At 64.9% G+C, this 17,574-nt stretch carries 17 protein-coding genes and 1 riboswitch; of the genes, 4 read left to right on the top strand and 13 right to left on the bottom strand.

Annotation, left to right across the window (positions count from 1 at the left end):
• Positions 1 to 921, top strand: a complete 921-nt coding sequence (locus tag ABFK29_RS03685) for a PLP-dependent cysteine synthase family protein (protein ID WP_005854759.1) — start codon at positions 1 to 3, stop codon at positions 919 to 921.
• Here ABFK29_RS03685 and ABFK29_RS03680 read toward each other — a convergent pair.
• From ABFK29_RS03680 to thiB, 4 genes are all read right to left on the bottom strand, one after another.
• Positions 911 to 1,420: a DUF6653 family protein gene (locus ABFK29_RS03680; protein WP_040603990.1), complete on the bottom strand. Its 510-nt coding sequence runs from the start codon at positions 1,418 to 1,420 to the stop codon at positions 911 to 913. The two genes, ABFK29_RS03685 and ABFK29_RS03680, sit on opposite strands and share 11 nt — an antisense overlap.
• Before the next feature lie 66 nt (positions 1,421 to 1,486).
• Positions 1,487 to 2,185: an ATP-binding cassette domain-containing protein gene (locus ABFK29_RS03675; RefSeq protein WP_040604096.1), complete on the bottom strand. Its 699-nt coding sequence runs from the start codon at positions 2,183 to 2,185 to the stop codon at positions 1,487 to 1,489.
• Entirely contained in the window at positions 2,172 to 3,683 is a 1,512-nt protein-coding gene (locus ABFK29_RS03670; protein ID WP_005854753.1) for a thiamine/thiamine pyrophosphate ABC transporter permease ThiP, read from the bottom strand. Before ABFK29_RS03670 ends, ABFK29_RS03675 begins: the two co-directional genes overlap by 14 nt.
• Entirely contained in the window at positions 3,659 to 4,645 is a 987-nt protein-coding gene (gene thiB, locus ABFK29_RS03665) for a thiamine ABC transporter substrate binding subunit (protein ID WP_005854751.1), read from the bottom strand. Before thiB ends, ABFK29_RS03670 begins: the two co-directional genes overlap by 25 nt.
• A gap of 40 nt (positions 4,646 to 4,685) precedes the next feature.
• Positions 4,686 to 4,796: riboswitch (TPP riboswitch) on the bottom strand.
• Positions 4,797 to 4,887: 91 nt separating this feature from the next.
• Here thiB and aroC point away from each other — a divergent pair.
• Positions 4,888 to 5,991, top strand: a complete 1,104-nt coding sequence (gene aroC, locus ABFK29_RS03660) for a chorismate synthase (RefSeq protein ID WP_005854749.1) — start codon at positions 4,888 to 4,890, stop codon at positions 5,989 to 5,991.
• 9 nt (positions 5,992 to 6,000) lie between these two features.
• Here aroC and ABFK29_RS03655 read toward each other — a convergent pair whose 3' ends face one another.
• From ABFK29_RS03655 to ABFK29_RS03635, 5 genes are all read right to left on the bottom strand, one after another.
• Positions 6,001 to 8,136 (bottom strand): methyl-accepting chemotaxis protein, encoded by a 2,136-nt coding sequence (locus ABFK29_RS03655; RefSeq protein WP_198135668.1) that lies wholly within the window; start codon positions 8,134 to 8,136, stop codon positions 6,001 to 6,003.
• A gap of 126 nt (positions 8,137 to 8,262) precedes the next feature.
• On the bottom strand, positions 8,263 to 9,156 hold the full coding sequence (locus tag ABFK29_RS03650; protein WP_040603989.1) for a DMT family transporter: 894 nt from the start codon (positions 9,154 to 9,156) through the stop codon (positions 8,263 to 8,265).
• Between the two features lie 140 nt (positions 9,157 to 9,296).
• Positions 9,297 to 9,956, bottom strand: coding sequence for a cupin domain-containing protein (locus tag ABFK29_RS03645; RefSeq protein ID WP_005854745.1), 660 nt, complete (start codon positions 9,954 to 9,956; stop codon positions 9,297 to 9,299).
• Between the two features lie 149 nt (positions 9,957 to 10,105).
• On the bottom strand, positions 10,106 to 11,203 hold the full coding sequence (locus tag ABFK29_RS03640; protein ID WP_005854743.1) for a site-specific DNA-methyltransferase: 1,098 nt from the start codon (positions 11,201 to 11,203) through the stop codon (positions 10,106 to 10,108).
• A gap of 114 nt (positions 11,204 to 11,317) precedes the next feature.
• Positions 11,318 to 11,935 (bottom strand): ribonuclease HII, encoded by a 618-nt coding sequence (locus tag ABFK29_RS03635; RefSeq protein ID WP_040604094.1) that lies wholly within the window; start codon positions 11,933 to 11,935, stop codon positions 11,318 to 11,320.
• Between the two features lie 141 nt (positions 11,936 to 12,076).
• Between ABFK29_RS03635 and ABFK29_RS03630 the strand changes: the two genes are divergently transcribed.
• Entirely contained in the window at positions 12,077 to 12,508 is a 432-nt protein-coding gene (locus ABFK29_RS03630; protein WP_005854739.1) for a gamma-glutamylcyclotransferase family protein, read from the top strand.
• 3 nt (positions 12,509 to 12,511) lie between these two features.
• Here the strand turns inward: ABFK29_RS03630 and ABFK29_RS03625 are convergent, their stop codons facing one another.
• The 4 genes from ABFK29_RS03625 to ABFK29_RS03610 all read right to left on the bottom strand — a co-directional run bounded on the left by ABFK29_RS03625 (position 12,512) and on the right by ABFK29_RS03610 (position 16,049).
• The gene (locus ABFK29_RS03625; RefSeq protein ID WP_040603987.1) at positions 12,512 to 12,778 is read right to left on the bottom strand and encodes a hypothetical protein; all 267 of its coding nucleotides are present in this window, start codon (positions 12,776 to 12,778) and stop codon (positions 12,512 to 12,514) included.
• Between the two features lie 248 nt (positions 12,779 to 13,026).
• Positions 13,027 to 14,670: a chaperonin GroEL gene (groL, locus tag ABFK29_RS03620; protein WP_005854735.1), complete on the bottom strand. Its 1,644-nt coding sequence runs from the start codon at positions 14,668 to 14,670 to the stop codon at positions 13,027 to 13,029.
• Between the two features lie 49 nt (positions 14,671 to 14,719).
• Positions 14,720 to 15,031: a co-chaperone GroES gene (locus tag ABFK29_RS03615; RefSeq protein ID WP_005854733.1), complete on the bottom strand. Its 312-nt coding sequence runs from the start codon at positions 15,029 to 15,031 to the stop codon at positions 14,720 to 14,722.
• Positions 15,032 to 15,272: 241 nt separating this feature from the next.
• Positions 15,273 to 16,049 carry a transglutaminase-like domain-containing protein gene (locus ABFK29_RS03610; RefSeq protein ID WP_005854731.1) on the bottom strand — a complete coding sequence of 259 codons (777 nt, stop codon included), beginning with the start codon at positions 16,047 to 16,049 and terminating at the stop codon, positions 15,273 to 15,275.
• A 322-nt stretch (positions 16,050 to 16,371) separates the two neighbouring features.
• On the opposite strand from ABFK29_RS03610, the gene ABFK29_RS03605 reads away from it, so the two are divergent.
• The gene (locus ABFK29_RS03605) at positions 16,372 to 17,301 is read left to right on the top strand and encodes an L-lactate dehydrogenase (RefSeq protein WP_040603986.1); all 930 of its coding nucleotides are present in this window, start codon (positions 16,372 to 16,374) and stop codon (positions 17,299 to 17,301) included.
• Positions 17,302 to 17,574: the final 273 nt, after the last annotated feature.

Raw genomic sequence — 17,574 nt, 5'->3', positions numbered from 1 at the left:
ATGCCCGTCTCCGTCCTCGACCTCATCGGCAACACGCCCCTCATTGAACTGACCCGCTGCCATGACGGTCCGGGGCGCATCCTGGCGAAGGCAGAGTTCCTGATGCCCGGCGGCAGCGTCAAGGACCGCGCCGCTCTGGCCATCCTGCGCGCCGCCCGCGCAGATGGCCGCCTGCAACCGGGTATGCCGGTGGTCGAGATGACCTCCGGCAATATGGGCGCCGGGCTGGCTGTCGTTTGCGCCGCCCTCGGTCACCCTTTCATCGCGACGATGTCGGCAGGCAACAGCGCGGCCCGCGCCCGGATGATGGAGGGCCTCGGCGCGCGCGTGGTGCTTGTCCCGCAGGTCGACGGCGCCCCCGGTCAGGTCACGGGCGCGGATGTCACCGCCGCTGCGGATGAGGCGCAGCGCCTGGCCAAGTCCGAGAGCGCCTTCTACGTCGACCAGTTCAACGCGACCGAAGGCATCGCCGCGCACGAGATCACCGGGGCCGAGATCCTTGCCCAGGCCGACGGCCCGCTGGATGCCTTCGTCGCGGCGGTGGGCACGGGCTCGACATACCTGGGCATCGCAAAGGCGCTGAAGGCGGCCAAGCCGGGCATCCTCTGCGCGCCCGTCGAACCGGAAGGCAGCGAACCGCTTGCGGGCAAACCCGTGGTCAAGGCCCGCCACATGCTGCAAGGCACCGGCTACGGCACCGTGCCGCCGCACTGGGACGCCGCGCTGATGGATTTCGGCCTGACCGTGACCGACGAAGACGTCATCGACTGGCACCGCCGACTGGCCACACAGGAGGGCCTGTACGTGGGCTTTTCCGCCGCCGCCAACGTCTGCGCCGCGTCCAGGTTGCTGGCATCGGGGCGCGTGGCTCGGGACGCGACGGTGGTGACCGTGCTTTGCGACACGGGCCTCAAATACTGACCGTATCCCGTCCCGCCGCGGCCAGATCGCGCCGGGCCCGCACCATCACGTCCATCAGCCACAGCTTGCCACCCATGGCGAGGACGAGGCCCAGCAGCGTCAGAGAGAGGTTCAGCCAGACCAGCCCGGCGATCAACACGACGCTGCCAAGTCCGCTGGCGCCCGTCAGAAGACGCACCGTGGGACGGTGGTGCGCCACCTCGGGCTTGTCGCCATGGGCCAGCCAGTCACGCTCTCCCAGAACCGCCTGTGTCATCCAGGCGTCCGTGGTGTCGGGCACCGGGAACAGCCGAGGGTTCAGCCAGATCCACAACAGCACCGCGACGACGGGCAGCAGCGCCCAGCCACCGATCCACACGCGGCTCCAGATCGCCAGCGCCAAAAGCGGCAGGATCGTGACCCGCGACCACGCGCTCCACGGATTTGCGTGACGGGCCCATGTGGCCTCGTCCATGCCCATCAGCCGCTCGGAAAGCCGGAATGACGTCCGTCTGTCCATCGCCTATCACCCTCGCCACCGAAACCGTTCTCAGGATAACCGGAGCGGCAAGGGCGCGGGAACCCCTCACTCCCCGATGTAGCGCCGGAAAGCGGGCGGCGGCGCGGCAAAGAAGGCGTCCGTCGCGACCGGCGGATGCACCGTGCCGTCCGCCACCAGAACGACCTCTTCCGCGAAGTCGCGCGCATCGCCAGGGTCGTGCGTGACCATGACGGTCAGCGCGCCAAGGCTCGCGCCGACCTCGCCCACCAGCGCCAGCATCTCGCGCTTCAAACCCGGTCCCAGCGCGGCGAAGGGCTCGTCCAGAAGCAGAACCGGACGGGCCATCAACAGCACGCGCGCGAGGGCGGCCCGGGATTGCTGCCCACCCGACAGCGTACCCGGCTTGCGCGCTGCCATGCCGTCCAGCCCGACCCGGCGCAGCGCCTCATCGATCCGTGCGGTATCCCCGGGGCCGGGGCGGCGCCCGTCCGGGCGCAGCGCCAGCCCGAGGTTCCGCCCAACGTCGAGGTGCGGGAAGAGATTGCCGTCCTGAAAGAGGATCGACAAAGGGCGTTTCTCGGGCGGCACCTCCGTCAGATCCCGCCCCTCCCAAAGGATGCGTCCGCTTCGCGGCGTCCTGAACCCTGCCAGCAGGTCCAGCAGGGTGGACTTGCCGGCACCGGACGGACCGAGCACAGCGACACGCCGCCCCGGCAACAACGACAGATCGGCCGACAGCGTGGTGCCGTCCATGTCCGCGTGCAGTGTTTCAAGCGTCAGCAAGGCGCCCTCCCCTGTCGAGCAACACAAACGCGCCAAGGCTGAGCCCCAGCAACAACAAGGCAGCACCGGCCGCCGCCTCCATCTGGTAGGATCCCATCAGCCGGTAGACCTGCAACGGCAGCGTCGCCCGGTCCGGATCCGCGAACAGCGCGATGACACCCAGATCCCCCATTGCCAACGCCGCCACCAGACCCGAGGCGAACCCCAAAGGCCGGCGCAGGCGGGGCAGCCAGACCAGCCGCCACCAGGCGAAGCCCGTCATCCCGAGCGAGGCGCGCAGCCGTCCAAAGTCCGCCTCCACCGCCTCGGCCTGCGGCACGATGATCCTGAGTGCGAAGGGCAACCCCATCAGCGCATTGACCAGCGCCGTCACCGGCAGGGCCATGCTGAACGGGTTCACGAAAGGCCGCAGCATCAGGAAAAGCCCGGTGCCCAGCACCAGAGGCGAGACGGCGATGGCCGACAGCGCCAGCAGCTCTCCGCGCCGGTTGGCCAGCGCCATAGCCCAGCCCATGCACAGCAGGGTGGAGGCCAGCGCCACGGCGACCGAATGCCCAGCCGCGCGAAAGGTGTCCGGCCCCAACAGCAGCAGTCCCGCCGTGCCGCGTGTCATAACGGTCCCCAGCGGGACCAGCAGGAACAACGCCGCCGCGACGATCCAGGCGAAGTCCGCGCCCCGGGCCCAGCCCCTGCCGTCCCTGCGCGGCACGATGCGGTCGCGGCCAGCGCCAAAGCCTTCGCCCCGCGCAACCTTCAATGCCACCAACCCGGCCGCAAGACCCAGCGCCAACTGCACCAGAGCCAGCGCCGCCGCCCGCCCAAGGTCGAAATCGAAGCGCATCGCCTGATAGATCGCGAGTTCGACGGTCGTCGCCCGCGGTCCGCCCCCCAGTGTCAACGCCACGGCAAAGGAGGTCAGGCAGATCACGAAGATCACCACGAACGCGCCCGGGGCCACACGCAGCACGACCGGCGCATCGATCACCCGCCACATCGCCCCACGCGACAGGCCAAGCGAGGCCGCAAGGCGCAGCCGTTCTCCGGGCACCGCCTGCCAGCCGTTCAACAGCATCCGGACAGCCAGCGGCAGGTTGAAGAACACATGCGCCAGCACCACGCCGTGCAGGCCGTAGACATCGACCAGCGGCAGATTTAGCGCGCCCAACAGTCCGTTCACCAATCCGTTCCGGCCAAAGACCGCGATCAGCCCCATGACGGCGACGATCACCGGCAGGATGAACGGCGCCCCCATCAGCGCGACCAGTGCCGCGCGTCCGGGAAAGCGTTGCCGCACCAGCGCCCGCGCCACCGGCACGGCGAGTGTCACGCTGACCGCCGCCGAGATCATCGCCTGCACAAACGTGAACCGCAACGCGGCCAGGTCGCCGGGCGCAAGCGCACCCAGCCCCCCGGCCCGCAGCAGCACGACCGCGACCGGCCCCAGCGTCAGCGATGCAAGGGCCGCGCCCGCGATCAGCGGGAGAGCGCGCGCCGCCATTCCTCGATGGCCTCGTCTCTGAGGGCCGCGGCCTCATCCTCGGAATAGAAGATCACCTCTTCCGGCAGATCAAGCTTCTGGAACCCTTCCGGCCATTCGTCCCTGGGCAAAGCGGCCGGGAACGACCAGTTGCCCGTCGCGATCATCGACTGGAAATCGCGGCTGAGAATGAAGTCCATGAACTGCTGTGCCAGTTCCGGCTGGTCGCTGCCTGCGACCTTCGCCGCCAGCTCGACCATGAAATAGTGGCCTTCGGGGAAGATCGCGGCCTTCTTCGTCTCGTCGCCCTCGGCGATGATGTGGTAGACGGGCGATGTCGTGTAGCTGAGCACCATGTCAGCCTCGCCGTCTGTGAACAGCCCGTAGCTTTCCGACCAGCCTTTCGTCACGGTGACGATGTTGGGCGCCAGCGCCTCCCAGAAGGCCCCGGCTTCATCGCCGTAGACGGACTTGATCCACAGCACCAACGCAAGGCCGGAGATCGACGTGCGCGGGTCCTGGATGACGATGCGCACGTCTTCGGGCAGCGTTTCCATCGCTTCGAGCGAAGCCGGCGGCTCCATTTTCGTGGCGTCGTAGACAAAAGCCGTGTGGCCATAGTTGAACGGCAAAAAGACGTCGTCGGTCCAGTCCAGCGGAAGGGTCAGCGGTGACAGGTCGACGCCATGCGGCGCAAATAGCCCGCTTTCACGGGCCTTCTTCGTGACGTCGGTGTTCAGTCCGATCACCACGTCGGCCCCGGTCCGTTCGCCTTCCAGCATGATGCGGGGCAACAACTCGCCCGGCTTGAACTGCAAGTCGCAGCCGCACTGCGCCTCGAACAGCTCCTCGATCTTGGGGCCCGGCCCCCACTCCGACACGAAGTAGTCGGGGGCATAGACAGTCAGGACCTCTTGCGCGGCGGCGACCGTAACGGCGCCGGTGGCAAGGAACAATCCCGCTGCAAAAGTGAAGGTCTTCATGGTCTTCCTCCAAGTTTCGCTCACGAGAGGGCAAGATTCGGAGACAGACCGATACCTTCCCTCCGCCGGTGCTAACCGGTTCAGGTTCAACGGGTTGATGCGTCTACGCAAATCTCAGGCGGATCGTGCTCCGCCACCCCGAGGTATCGCGGAACCTAGGGCCGTCCGGCGCTTCTGGCAAGGCGAAACCCCTTGAGCGCCCGCCCTCCCTGCCCTAGGACACCGCCCAAAGGAGACCGCCCATGAGCCTCAACACCTTCGGCCATATCTTCCGCGTCACCACGTGGGGCGAAAGCCACGGCCCTGCACTGGGGGCGACTGTCGACGGCGTGCCGCCGGGGGTAGAGGTCGACGAGGCCCAACTTCAGCACTGGCTCGACAAGCGCAAGCCGGGGCAGAACAAGTACACAACGCAGCGGCGGGAACCGGACGCCGTGCGCATACTGTCGGGCACGTTCGAGGGACGCACCACCGGCACTCCCGTCCAGCTGTTGATCGAGAACACCGACCAGCGGTCGAAGGACTATGGCGACATCACGCAGAAGTTCCGGCCCGGTCATGCCGACATCACCTATTTCCAGAAGTACGGTATCCGCGACTACCGCGGCGGCGGGCGGTCTTCGGCGCGCGAGACGGCGGCGCGCGTCGCGGCGGGCGGCCTGGCGCGCGCGGCGCTGAATGCATTGGCGCCGGGCCTGGAGATCCGCGGCTACATGGTGCAGATGGGCCCGCGCAAGGCCGATCCCGCCCGCTATGACGACGCGCAAATCGACCAGAACCCCTTCTGGTGCCCGGACGCCGAGACAGCGGATGACTGGGCGGGCTATCTGGACGACCTGCGCAAGTCCGGCGACAGCGTGGGTGCGGTGATCGAAGTCGTGGCGCGTGGTGTGCCCGCCGGCCTCGGAGCGCCGGTCTACGGCAAGCTCGACACCGATCTTGCCGCCGCGATGATGTCGATCAACGCGGTCAAGGGCGTGGAGATCGGCGAAGGCATGGCGGCGGCAGCACTGACCGGCTCGCAGAACGCGGACGAGATCTTCATGTCGAACGACGGCCCGCGTTACAGTTCCAACCACGCGGGCGGCATCCTTGGCGGCATCTCTACCGGACAGGATGTCGTTGTACGCTTCGCGGTCAAGCCGACCTCGTCCATTCTGACGCCCCGCAAGACGATTACCCTGTCCGGCGAACAGACGGAGATCGTCACCAAGGGCCGGCACGATCCCTGCGTCGGCATTCGCGCGGTCCCGGTGGGCGAAGCCATGATGGCCTGTGTCCTTCTCGACCACCTGCTGCTCCACCGCGGCCAGATCGGCGACGCGGGCGGACGCATCGGCGGCTGATCGGTCGCCTCAGAACTCGTCCCAGGTGACCGGGGCTGCAGGGGCCGACGTGCTCCCTTTCGCTGCCGTAAACCGAGACGCGGCGGGGGCGTTGATGGCAAGCTTTTCCTCTTCCACTTCGACCGGGCGGGGATCGACGGCCTCTCCATCCCAGCTGCCGTGCAGCAAGCGCTCGTTCTGCTCGCCGTAGCGGACGCCATCGTCACCGGCTGTTTCCGTGGTGTATTCGCCCAGCGACTTGCGGTCGTTGAGTACGCCGCCTTGGGTGTTCTCCGCAGGTGACATGTCCGGATCGGCGCTCGTGTGATCGAAGCCTCCGTCCGTCTCCTTGGTCAGGTCGGACGCCCCGTCGTGCGGAGGTGTCTCCACCGCGAAATCCATTCCGAACAACTCTGGCACGCCCGCCGCGACCGAGGTGGGCGCGGCAACCTCCGTGCCGCCGGTGAATTGCGCCAGTAGGTTGGACAAACGTGTCGCCTCAACCGTCAACTGCTGGCTCGATGCGCTGGTCTGGTTGACCATTGCGGCGTTGTGCTGAGTCACCTTGTCCAGTTCGGCGATACCCACATTGATCTCTTGTACACCGCCCGCCTGCTCGCGCGCCATGCGCGCGATGGCGGACACAAGCCCCGAAACCTCCGACACGCTCTCGACGATATGCGACAGGGTCTGGCTGGTTTCCTGCACGAGCCGTTCACCATCCTCGACCTGATCTACGCTGTTCAGGACGAGTTCCTTGATCTCGCCCGCCGAGGCAGACGCCCGCTGCGCCAGTCCCCGAACCTCGGAAGCGACCACGGAGAAGCCCTTGCCCGACTCGCCCGCGCGCGCCGCCTCGACCCCGGCGTTGAGGGCAAGCAGGTTGGTCTGGAAGGCGATGTCGTCGATCACTGTGATGATTTTGCTGATCTGCTCCGAACTCTTGGCGATAGAGCTCATGGCCTGGAGGGCACGGGCCATGACCTCGCCGCCCTGCTCTGCACGCCGCCTGCCCTCGATGACCTTTTCGTCGGCGACTTGCGCCTTGTCCGCGGCCGATTTCACGCCGCCCGACAGAGCGTCCAGCGCGGCAGCGGATTGCTCTAGCGTGGCTGCCTGGATCTCGGCACGGCGCGACATCTCATCGGACATGCCCGACAACTCACCGGCATTGGTTTGGACCGTGGCTGCACTCATGTGCAACGAAGAGACAAGCGTGTCCAAAGCGCCTGCCAGGTCATTGAAGTCGCGACACAACTGCAGGTAACCTTCGCCAAGGTCACGCCACTCTTCGGCATCGATCCGGGCGTCCAGTTTTCCGCCACGCAGGCGACTCATGGCGATCCCGAGGGTCTGGAACAGATCGACCCTGCGGTTGTTGTCCGTTTTCTGCTGGAGTTCCATTTCCTTTGCATCCCGGAGCTTGTTCCGCAAACCTTCAAGTCCCTGCGCAATCGCTCCGATTTCATCCCGCCGCTCCAACCCTTCGATCTGGCTTTCATAGTCTTCGGATTCCAGCTTGCGGGCTGCGCCCGCCGCGTGTCGCACAGGTGCGGACAACAACTGACCAAACAGCAAAGCCAATCCGATTGCAGACGCCACGACAAAGGCGTTTGCGCCAAGCAAGTGAAGCCTGGCATCGTCGATGCCGCCATAGGCCTTCTGCGTGATCGCGCCGAAATCTGCGCTTGCCTCTTCCTGCATGGTGTTCACGCGTTCCCGGATGGCGGCAACGAACAGCAGCGGACCGCTCCACACACTCACTTGCCGCTCTGCCTGTGTCTGCTCTGCCAGCTTGTCGACATGCGCAGAGAATTTTTCGACAAGCTTTCCGATGGAGGCCAATTCCTCCTGAGCCGAAGGATCGTTTTGAAAAATGACGGTTGCCTCGGCAATCCTCGCACGCATCTCGTCAAGGTTCTTGCCAAGGCTGTCACCCGCGTCCTGACGCCCCGCGACGAACGCGAGAAGGTCGCCTGCCCCTTGCTCGACATGTTCCTTTATCGCGTGCAGCACCTCGACTTTCTGCACTGCCTTTTCAAAGCGATAGAACTCGGCGGCGGTCCGATCGTTCATTTTCCAGGATACCAGGGACAGAACCAGCAATGCCGTCAGGAAGGCGGCGGCGAGGGACATAACCTGAATCCGGATGGAAAACTTACTCATGTCATTCCTCGTTTCTCGAAAGGCGAGCATGGGGGGGCCCGAAAGAACTCGGTGCTGACACTAGGCGGAGGCGGTAAACAAAGCCTCGTCGCCTACCGGAAAAGTAACGAGACTTTCAGAGGTTTTTTACCCGTCGCGCGCGACACCCGCAGCGGTTGCCGGCAGTTTCGCAAGCTGCACCAGAAGGACGCCACAGGCGATCACCGCCACGCCGATCAGGTCCAGCAGGCGCAGCCTCTCTCCCAGGAGCGCGGCTGCGATCGCCACGCCGAGGAAGGGGTTCAGGAAATGGAAGGTCGACGCCCGGACGGCCCCGATGCGGTTGACCAGCAGCACCCAGACGAAGGTGGCCGCAAGACCGGGCACCAGCGTCGTGTAGGCGAAAGCGGCGATCAGACTGGGGGACCACGTGACCTCCGGCGTCTCAAGTGCCAGAGCCGGTACCCAGAGCGCCGCGCTGCCGATCAGCATCTGCAACCCCACGACCATCATGAAGTTCCCGCCCGAAGTCGCGCCCCTCAGGAACATGGTTGCCGTTGTCAGGGCCAATACCCCCAGGACGCAAAGCGTCACGCCGAAGAGGTCGAGCCCCCCGCCGAACCGCGCCCCCATGATGATCACCACGCCGACCACTCCGGCCACCAGCCCCACAACCGCCTGTCGTGCCGGTTTTTCCCCAAGAAACAACCACCCTGCAAGCGCCACGAGCAGCGGCATGGTCGATGCGATGATTGCGGCAAGCGACGCTTCGATTGTCTGTACGGCGACGAAGTTGAGCCCAAGATACACCGCGTTCTGGCAGATGCCGAAAACGATGGTCGCGCGCCATTGTGCCGCCGACAGCCGCCAGCTTTGCCGCAGGAACAACGCGATCCCGACCGCGATCAGGCCGGAGATCAGGAAACGCAGGGCCAGCGCGGTGAGCGGAGGGGCCGCGGCGACGATGATCCGGGCGGATGTGAAGGCCGAGGACCACATCGCCGCAAAGGCCAGCCCCATGAGTATTGCACGTATGTCCATGCCGACAAGGATTAGGCCCTGTGCCACACGACGAAAAGGCCCCGCGAGCAGATGCCGGGACGGGGCGGCGCAAAGCCCCGCCCTACGGAATGTGGCGATGGCTTGTAGGGTGGGGCTATGCGCCACCCTGCGCGATGGTGTCAGACCGGAAGATGGCCGGTCTTGACGTAAAGCAGGCAGCCGTCCCGCGATCCCATTCGGTTTCCCGCGCCGCCCGGGCTGCGCAGCCAGCTTCCGGCGGGATAACGGCCGGACTCGTCGTCAAGCGTGCCCTCGACCACAAAAATCTCTTCGGATGACCTGTGGTCCGCCCGCTCCAGCCATGCGCCCGGAGCGAACCGGACCATGCGGACACGTTCGCCCGGCACCTCGTGCAAAAGGAGTTCCGTCAGCCCCGGCGCCACGCCCGGCCGGAACTGCGTCCTGCGTGTGTCGATGACTTTCTGTTCGGTGTCCTCCTTGTCGAACTGACACAGTTTCACAAGGATCGTCGCACCTTCGGGACCGATCCGTGGTGTGTGCCGCGTCCCGATGGGATTGCGCACGTAGGTGCCCGCCGGATAGTCGCCGAACTCGTCCGAGAACACGCCCTCCAGCACGAGGTATTCCTCTCCGCCGCCGTGCGTGTGAGGGTCGAATGCGCTGTTCGGGGCGAAGCGCACGATGGTGGTTGCGCGCGCGACCTCTTCGCCGATCCGGTCCAGCATCATCCGGTCCACACCGCTCGCCGGGGACGAGCGCCATTCGTAGTCCTGTGGACGCACCACCTCGTCCTGCGTGAAGTCCGCTCTCACCCGCATCGGAAGCCCTCCCTTTCCGCACTCAAGGATAGCCTGTCCTGCTGGCGAAAAAAGCCCCGTCTGCAGGGCAGACGGGGCAAGTCAGTGCCTGTGGCAGCCCACAGTGCACCGGCGGTGTTCTTGAATTCTCGGGACCCCTCAGGGGTGTCTTACATCTCCGACCGGATCTGCTGACGCAGAACGTCGATCGGCACCGTCTTGCCGTCGCGACGGAAGTGCCAGTAGGTCCAGCCGTTGCAGGACGGCGCGCCTTCCAGCTTTGCGCCGACCTGGTGGATGGAACCGGTGACACCGTCGCCCACCAGCGTGCCGTCGGCGCGCACCTTGGCCATCTGGCCGCGGCCGTTGATCAACATCTCGCCGGGGCGCAGCATGCCGCGTTCGACCAGCTGCCCGAAGGGCACGCGCGGTTCTGCCCGCTTGGAGGTGCTGACCTCAAGCGCGCCCTTGTCGAAGGCCCGCACGTCGCCCAGCCGCTTCAGCGCAACCTCGCGGTAGGCCGCTTCGCGTTCGATCCCGATCCAGTCGCGGCCCAGCATCTTGGCCACGGCGCCTGTCGTGCCAGTCCCGAAGAACGGGTCCAGCACAACGTCGCCCGGGTTCGTCGATCCGACGATGACACGGTGCAGCAGCGATTGAGGTTTCTGCGTCGGATGGGCCTTGTCACCGTTGGCGTCCTTCAGGCGCTCGCCGCCGTTGCAGATCGGCAGAACCCAGTCAGAGCGCATCTGGATGCCCTCGTTCAGGGATTTCAGCGCCTCGTAGTTGAAGGTGTACTTCGCCCCTTCCGACTTCGACGCCCAGATCATCGTCTCATGCGCATTGGTGAACCGCTTGCCACGGAAATTCGGCATCGGATTGGCCTTGCGCCAGATCACATCGTTCAGGATCCAGAAGCCTGCGTCCTGCAACGCGGCGCCAACCCGGAAGATGTTGTGATAAGAACCGATCACCCAGATCGCCCCGTCAGGCTTGAGCAATCGGCGCGCCGCACGCAGCCAGTCTTGGGTAAAGGCGTCATAGGCGGCGAAGTTGCTGAATTGGTCCCAATGGTCGTCGACCGCATCCACGCGGGAGTTGTCGGGACGGTGCAGCTCCCCCTTGAGCTGCAGGTTGTAAGGAGGATCGGCAAAGATCAGATCGACCGAAGCCTCAGGCAGACTGTTCATCACCTGGATACAGTCGCCATCCAATATCTGATTGATCGGGAGCGCGGCTGCGCTCTTCGCACGTGTCATCGTTGTCATTCTCTGCCTCTGTCCCCGGCGTGTTGTCACGCTCAGTCGTTGGTGTCGAATCTGAGTCGAAACCGATTCGCGGTCAATTTATTTATTGAATCAGTGGGTTGCAGATTTAGCTTGTCACAAGATATCGCGCACCGGCTTGAACGAACGTCTATGGAATGGCGTCGCCCCAAGATTTCGAAGGGCAGATTTGTGACACTTCGTCGGGTATCCGGCGTTCGTTTCCCATCCATAACCCGGGTACTGTGTCGCGGCCCTTTTCATGACATCATCGCGCCAGATTTTGGCCACAATTGAGGCCGCGGCGATGCTCGGGCTGCGCCCGTCGCCGCCCACGATACACGTCGCGTCACATGAAATACCGCCCGGTGCGCGGTTGCCGTCGACCAGAAGATGGTCCGGCGGCTTCGGCAGCCCTTCGACGGCCCGCCGCATTGCCAGAAGACTGGCTTGCAGGATGTTCGTCTCGTCGATCTCTTCGACGGAGGCCTGGCCGATTGACACCTCAGCGCTTTGCCACAAGAGCGGAGCCAGGAACTCCCGCCGCTTGATGGTCAGCTTTTTCGAGTCGTTCAGCCCGTCCGGGATCGATGCCCGGTTCAGCACCACCGCCGCCGCCACGACCGGCCCTGCCAGAGGCCCGCGCCCCACCTCGTCGACGCCAGCCACCCGATTCACACCCTGCGCCCAAAGCGCCTCTTCGAATCTCATTTCCATGGCGGGTTCAAAGCGCATGACGGGCGTTGCGGCAAGCGCCTCGATCCACGGCAGTCCCAACGAAACACGGACACCGCGACGTCAGGCAGGACAATTGCGGCTTCAACTAGGACCCGGGATTTCCTATCAAGTGGCACCCAGGCCAACGGAGTCCAGACGATGACCCTGCTGTTTGTGTACGGCACCTTGACCACGACCGCGGACCATCCAATGGGCGCGCTCTTGCGCCGCCATGCGTCCTCTCTCGGCCAAGGCACGATCCGTGCCAGGCTTTACCTGATCGACGACCCGGACGACCCCGGGCAAAACGCCTATCCCGGCGCCCTGCCCTCGCCCGATCCGGACGATCGGGTGCATGGCGAATTGCATCGCGTCCACGACCCGGATGCCGTGTTCGGTTCGCTGGACGATTTCGAGGGCTGCTCTCCGGACTGGCCCGAGCCGCACGAATACCTGCGGCGTACCATCGAGGTCATCCTGCACGATGGCACACGCCACGACGCCGAATGCTATCTGTACACTTGGGATGTCAGCACCGCGCAGCCGCTCCCCGAGGGCCGCTTTTCGGACGTTGCCCCCGACGTGCGCTGACCGTCAGACGACGGCAGAGATCAGCGACAGCACGGCGACCTCGGCATTCACGCCCCGCGCGGAGATCCAGATGTCCAGACGCGCCTGTTCCTCCGTGGAAAGCTGCAGGAGGATCGGACGGGCCGTGCCGGGGTTCACATCGACTTCCCAGCCGACCTCGCCGTCCAAAGCGCGGCGCAGGGCCTGTCGTGCAAGATAAGCGAGAGGAAGGAACTGACCGGAGGTCGAAACCAGACGCTTTCGGAGATCGTCCGGTAGACGCAGCTCCATGGCTTTCCTGCTGTCCCGACGACTCATGAGCGCGTCCCATCCAGTGCTGACGCAGGATAGCCATCGGGCATCGTTTCCGCGAGCGGAATTCCGGCATGGCTCGACACGCTCGGAATTTCAAGGAGCTCATCGGGACGCCTGCCAGGGCGACCAAGGCCAAACGACCGCATCCCTGCGACCAGATCCGCTACAAAGAAAAGGGCCGGTGAAACACCGGCCCTTCCGTGATTTGATCTGCGGCGGGCAGATTACATCATGCCGCCCATGCCGCCCATGTCGGGCATGCCACCGCCGGCGCCTGCGCCTTCTTTCTGCGGCTTGTCCGCGACCATCGCTTCCGTGGTGATCAGCAGGCCTGCGATCGAGGCTGCATCTTCCAGAGCGGTGCGGACGACTTTGGCCGGGTCGATGACGCCGAACTTGAACATGTCGCCGTATTCGTCGGTCTGCGCGTTGTAGCCGAACTTGAGGTCGGTGGATTCACGCACCTTGCCGGCGACGACGGACCCGTCGACACCCGCGTTCTGCGCGATCTGACGCAGCGGCGATTCCAGTGCGATACGCACGATGGAGATGCCGCGGTTCTGGTCGGCGTTCTGACCTTCCAGACCGTCCAGAGCCTTCGCACCCTGCACCAGCGCCACGCCGCCACCGACGACAACGCCTTCCTGCACGGCTGCGCGGGTTGCGTTCAGAGCGTCGTCCACGCGGTCCTTGCGCTCTTTCACTTCGACTTCGGTCATGCCGCCGACGCGGATGACAGCCACACCGCCTGCCAGCTTGGCAACGCGTTCCTGCAGCTTCTCACGGTCGTAGTCGGAGGTGGTTTCCTCGATCTGGGTACGGATCTGGGAAACGCGCGCTTCGATCTCTGCCTTCTCACCGTGGCCGTCGACGATGGTCGTCTCGTCCTTGGTGATGTTGACGGTCTTGGCGGTGCCGAGCATGTCCATGGTGACATTCTCAAGCTTCATGCCGAGATCTTCCGAGATCACCTGGCCGCCGGTCAGGATCGCGATGTCCTGCAGCATGGCCTTGCGGCGGTCGCCGAAGCCCGGTGCCTTGACGGCTGCGATCTTGAGGCCGCCGCGCAGCTTGTTGACCACGAGGGTCGCCAGCGCTTCGCCTTCGACGTCTTCCGCGATGATCAGCAGCGGCTTCTGCGACTGGATCACCTGCTCGAGCAGCGGCACGAGCGGCTGCAGCGACGAGAGCTTCTTCTCGTGCAGCAGGATCATGCAGTCGTCGAGCTCTGCAATCATCTTGTCGGCGTTGGTCACGAAGTACGGCGACAGGTAGCCGCGGTCGAACTGCATGCCTTCGACGACGTCGGTCTCGGTTTCGAGGCCTTTGTTCTCTTCGACGGTGATGACACCCTCGTTGCCGACCTTCTGCATCGCGTCTGCGATCTGACGGCCGATCTCGGCTTCACCGTTGGCGGAGATGGTGCCGACCTGTGCGACTTCGTCGGAGTTCTCGACGGTGCGGGCAGCGTTCTTGATGTGCTCGACGACCTTGGCGGTTGCCATGTCGATGCCGCGCTTCAGATCCATCGGGTTCATGCCGGCCGCAACGGCCTTCATGCCTTCACGGACGATGGACTGTGCCAGAACGGTCGCAGTGGTGGTGCCGTCACCGGCTTCGTCGTTGGTGCGGGAAGCGACTTCCTTCACCATCTGCGCGCCCATGTTCTCGAACTTGTCTTCCAGTTCGATTTCCTTCGCCACGGACACACCGTCCTTGGTGATGCGCGGCGCGCCGAAGGATTTGTCCAGAACCACGTTCCGGCCTTTCGGGCCAAGCGTCACCTTCACGGCGTCGGCGAGGATGTTGACGCCGTTCAGCATGCGCGTGCGGGCGTCGGTGTTGAATTTCACGTCTTTTGCGGACATTCGAAAGTCTCCTGTTTCAGAAGTTGTCGTTGGAAATCAGAACCGGCGCTCAGGCTGCCTTGGCAGCCGCGTCATCGGTGATGATGCCCAGGATGTCGCTTTCCTTCATGATCAGCAGCTCTTCGCCGCCGACGTTGACTTCGGTGCCCGACCACTTGCCGAAGAGGACCTTGTCACCCTCTTTGACGGCCATATCGATCAGCTCGCCGCTGTCCTTGCGTGCACCTTCGCCACACGCGACAACCACGCCCTCTGCCGGCTTTTCCTTGGCGCTATCGGGGATGATCAGGCCACCAGCAGTCTTTTCGTCCGATTCTACGCGACGAACCAGCACGCGGTCATGAAGCGGTTTGAATGCCATCTTCGAGTCTCCTAGCTCAAAGTTACAACCTTGGCCCCTCGTCTTCGAGCGGGCCGTTAGCACTCAAGTGGAGAGAGTGCTAACGGCGCTGAGGTAAGGAACGAGCCGAGTCGTGTCAACATGAGGCGATGAGAATTTTTGCGCGATCTTTGCGCTGCGGGGCCAAGGTTTCATGCACAGCATACATAAGCAGGACAGGGCCGAACCCAAGCCCCCCCGGGACGGATCACCGCACGGCCTGTCAGCCGCGTGTGACGCGCACGGTCTGCTCGACCAGCTCCGCAGGGGCCTGCGATCCGAGAAACGCGATGTCATAGGCGTCCCGGCCGACGGCCACGACGGCCAGGGCATCCGCAGTGCACATACCCGTGGGATCGACGAGATGCCACGCCCCATCGAGCCAGACCTGTCCAACCGCGTGAAAGTCTTGGGGGGTCACGTCCGGACCATATACGGCCACGCAGCGGGCCGGGATCTCGGCGGCACGGACCATCGTGCAGAACAGATGCGCATAGTCGCGGCACACACCCTGCCGGCCGGCGAAGGTCTCCAGCACATTTGTGTCCGCGTCCGAGCTGCCAGGAACGTAGTCCAGCTCGTCCTCGATCCAGTCCCGGATCGCCGCGACCTTGGCGCCCCCCTCCAGATGACCGAACCGCTTGCCGACGAAAGCCGTGAACTTGTCCGACTGGCAATAGCGGGAGGGCCGCAGGTAGGGCGCGGGCTCTGCCGGAATCTCCGGCAGCGGCGCGGTCTTCAAGGTGCCAAGCATCGGTGCGGGCCGCGTGATCTCCAGCGTCGCCCTGTAGTCCAGCTTCAGGGCTTCGCCGGGTATGCGGGCCCAGATCCTGTGACCGATGCCGGCATCTCCCGCGATCCGCGTCAGCTCGGCATCGCCGGCCACAAACGCCTCCGACAGGACCGACTGACCTTCGGTCCGGGCCGCCTCCAGCGCCAGAAAGGCGATGTTGGGTTGCGCGAACCGATAGTGCATCGTGACGTGTATCGACATGAGCATGAGAGGGGCCTTTCCGTGTGGGGGCCTGACGGCGGCAACGCCGGATCAGGATCGTTGCACATGTGTCCGGCGGTCGGCAGGTGGAGCGTGCCGGGGCCGGAGGCGGGGCACCAAGGACGTGCACCAATCTACGTCATCCTAGCCAAGCATGGCCAAGGCGCCACCCTAAGCCATTGATAACACTTGCCCGCGCAACAATCTGTGGCCGGACGCACAATCCCGCGCCATTTTCACCGCAAGCCGCGCACGAGAGGTCGAAGTTCTTTGCCCGGGCCGCTATCACGGTCCTATCCTCGGGTGAACCCTTTGCAAGGACCATTTGATGAAGCTCGGAATAGTCGGCGCAGGCATGGTCGGATCGGCCGCGGCCTTTGCCTGCATCATGCGGGGCGTGGCCTCTGAAATCGTTCTGGTGGACCTCGACACCGCCCGCGCACAGGCAGAGGCGGAGGATATCGCCCACGCCGTCCCCTTCTCCGTTTCAGCAAGGATCGTGGCGGGCGGATACGACGACCTGTCGGGCGCCGACGTGGTGATCCTGGCCTGCGGCGTCTCGCAGAAGCCGGGGGAAAGCCGGCTGGAGCTGCTGTCGCGCAACGCGGAGGTCTTTCGCGCCGTCGTGGGAGACGTGACGCGCGCCGCCCCCGATGCGATCCTGCTGATCGCCTCCAATCCGGTCGACATCATGACCCATGTCACGCAGGCACTGAGCGGCCTGCCTGCGGGCCGGGTGATCGGTTCCGGCACGATCCTCGACACCGCCCGCTTCCGCTGGCTGCTTGGGCGGCACCTGAACATCGCGCCGCGGTCGGTCCACGCCTATGTCCTTGGCGAACACGGCGACACGGAGGTGCTTGCCTGGACGGCAGCGCGGGCCGGGTCCGTCTCGATCGAGAGTTTCGCGGCGCAGATTCGCGCGCCCCTGACCGCCGATGTTCGGGAACGCATCGACAAGGGCGTTCGCAATGCGGCCTATACCATCATCGAGGGCAAGGGCGCGACATGGTACGGCATCGGCGCCGGTCTGGCCCGTTTGGTCGCGGCAATCGGTTCCGACGAACAGACGGTGCTGACCGTGTCTACCCTGTCCGACGTGGCGGGGGTGCGCCGGGTCGCCTGCTCCCTTCCCCGTGTCGTAGGCCGAGAGGGCGTGACCGCCGAACTGATGCCGGACATCTCCCGTCAGGAGAATGCCGCGCTCGAAGCTTCGGCCATGCTGCTCAAGGACACGTTCGATCAGCTTTCCCTGTAACGCTATTGCCTGTGGTGCCGCCGCAGGGCCGGGACCAGCGACGCCACCACAGCCCAGCCACTCACCAACCCGGCGACGGTTTCGATCTGCGCAGCCAGGGGCCATCGCGTGCGTCTGCCGGTCCACACACCCCGCCGGTTTCCGGAATGCCGCACATGGCGCTCGGCTCCATGTCTGCGGGCTGTGGGTATTGCCGCGACGCCCCTGTCACAGCACGCTCCCGGCACAGCCTTGTCCCTATGGCTGTCTTCGTCGCCTTGCGAGATAAGGACC

The sequence above is a fragment of the Sagittula stellata E-37 genome (genome assembly GCF_039724765.1).
GTDB lineage: Bacteria > Pseudomonadota > Alphaproteobacteria > Rhodobacterales > Rhodobacteraceae > Sagittula > Sagittula stellata.
Note: the sequence above shows the minus strand (reverse complement) of the source record. Positions and strands in the feature narration are given on the sequence as shown.

Coding starts and splice junctions, on each gene's coding strand:
- ABFK29_RS03685 (WP_005854759.1), top strand. CDS start 1: ATGCCCGTCTCCGTCCTCGACCTCATCGGCAACACGCCCCTCATTGAA.
- ABFK29_RS03680 (WP_040603990.1), bottom strand. CDS start 1,420: ATGGACAGACGGACGTCATTCCGGCTTTCCGAGCGGCTGATGGGCATG.
- ABFK29_RS03670 (WP_005854753.1), bottom strand. CDS start 3,683: ATGGCGGCGCGCGCTCTCCCGCTGATCGCGGGCGCGGCCCTTGCATCG.
- thiB (WP_005854751.1), bottom strand. CDS start 4,645: ATGAAGACCTTCACTTTTGCAGCGGGATTGTTCCTTGCCACCGGCGCC.
- aroC (WP_005854749.1), top strand. CDS start 4,888: ATGAGCCTCAACACCTTCGGCCATATCTTCCGCGTCACCACGTGGGGC.
- ABFK29_RS03655 (WP_198135668.1), bottom strand. CDS start 8,136: ATGAGTAAGTTTTCCATCCGGATTCAGGTTATGTCCCTCGCCGCCGCC.
- ABFK29_RS03650 (WP_040603989.1), bottom strand. CDS start 9,156: ATGGACATACGTGCAATACTCATGGGGCTGGCCTTTGCGGCGATGTGG.
- ABFK29_RS03645 (WP_005854745.1), bottom strand. CDS start 9,956: ATGCGGGTGAGAGCGGACTTCACGCAGGACGAGGTGGTGCGTCCACAG.
- ABFK29_RS03640 (WP_005854743.1), bottom strand. CDS start 11,203: ATGACAACGATGACACGTGCGAAGAGCGCAGCCGCGCTCCCGATCAAT.
- ABFK29_RS03635 (WP_040604094.1), bottom strand. CDS start 11,935: ATGCGCTTTGAACCCGCCATGGAAATGAGATTCGAAGAGGCGCTTTGG.
- ABFK29_RS03630 (WP_005854739.1), top strand. CDS start 12,077: ATGACCCTGCTGTTTGTGTACGGCACCTTGACCACGACCGCGGACCAT.
- ABFK29_RS03625 (WP_040603987.1), bottom strand. CDS start 12,778: ATGGAGCTGCGTCTACCGGACGATCTCCGAAAGCGTCTGGTTTCGACC.
- groL (WP_005854735.1), bottom strand. CDS start 14,670: ATGTCCGCAAAAGACGTGAAATTCAACACCGACGCCCGCACGCGCATG.
- ABFK29_RS03615 (WP_005854733.1), bottom strand. CDS start 15,031: ATGGCATTCAAACCGCTTCATGACCGCGTGCTGGTTCGTCGCGTAGAA.
- ABFK29_RS03610 (WP_005854731.1), bottom strand. CDS start 16,049: ATGCTCATGTCGATACACGTCACGATGCACTATCGGTTCGCGCAACCC.
- ABFK29_RS03605 (WP_040603986.1), top strand. CDS start 16,372: ATGAAGCTCGGAATAGTCGGCGCAGGCATGGTCGGATCGGCCGCGGCC.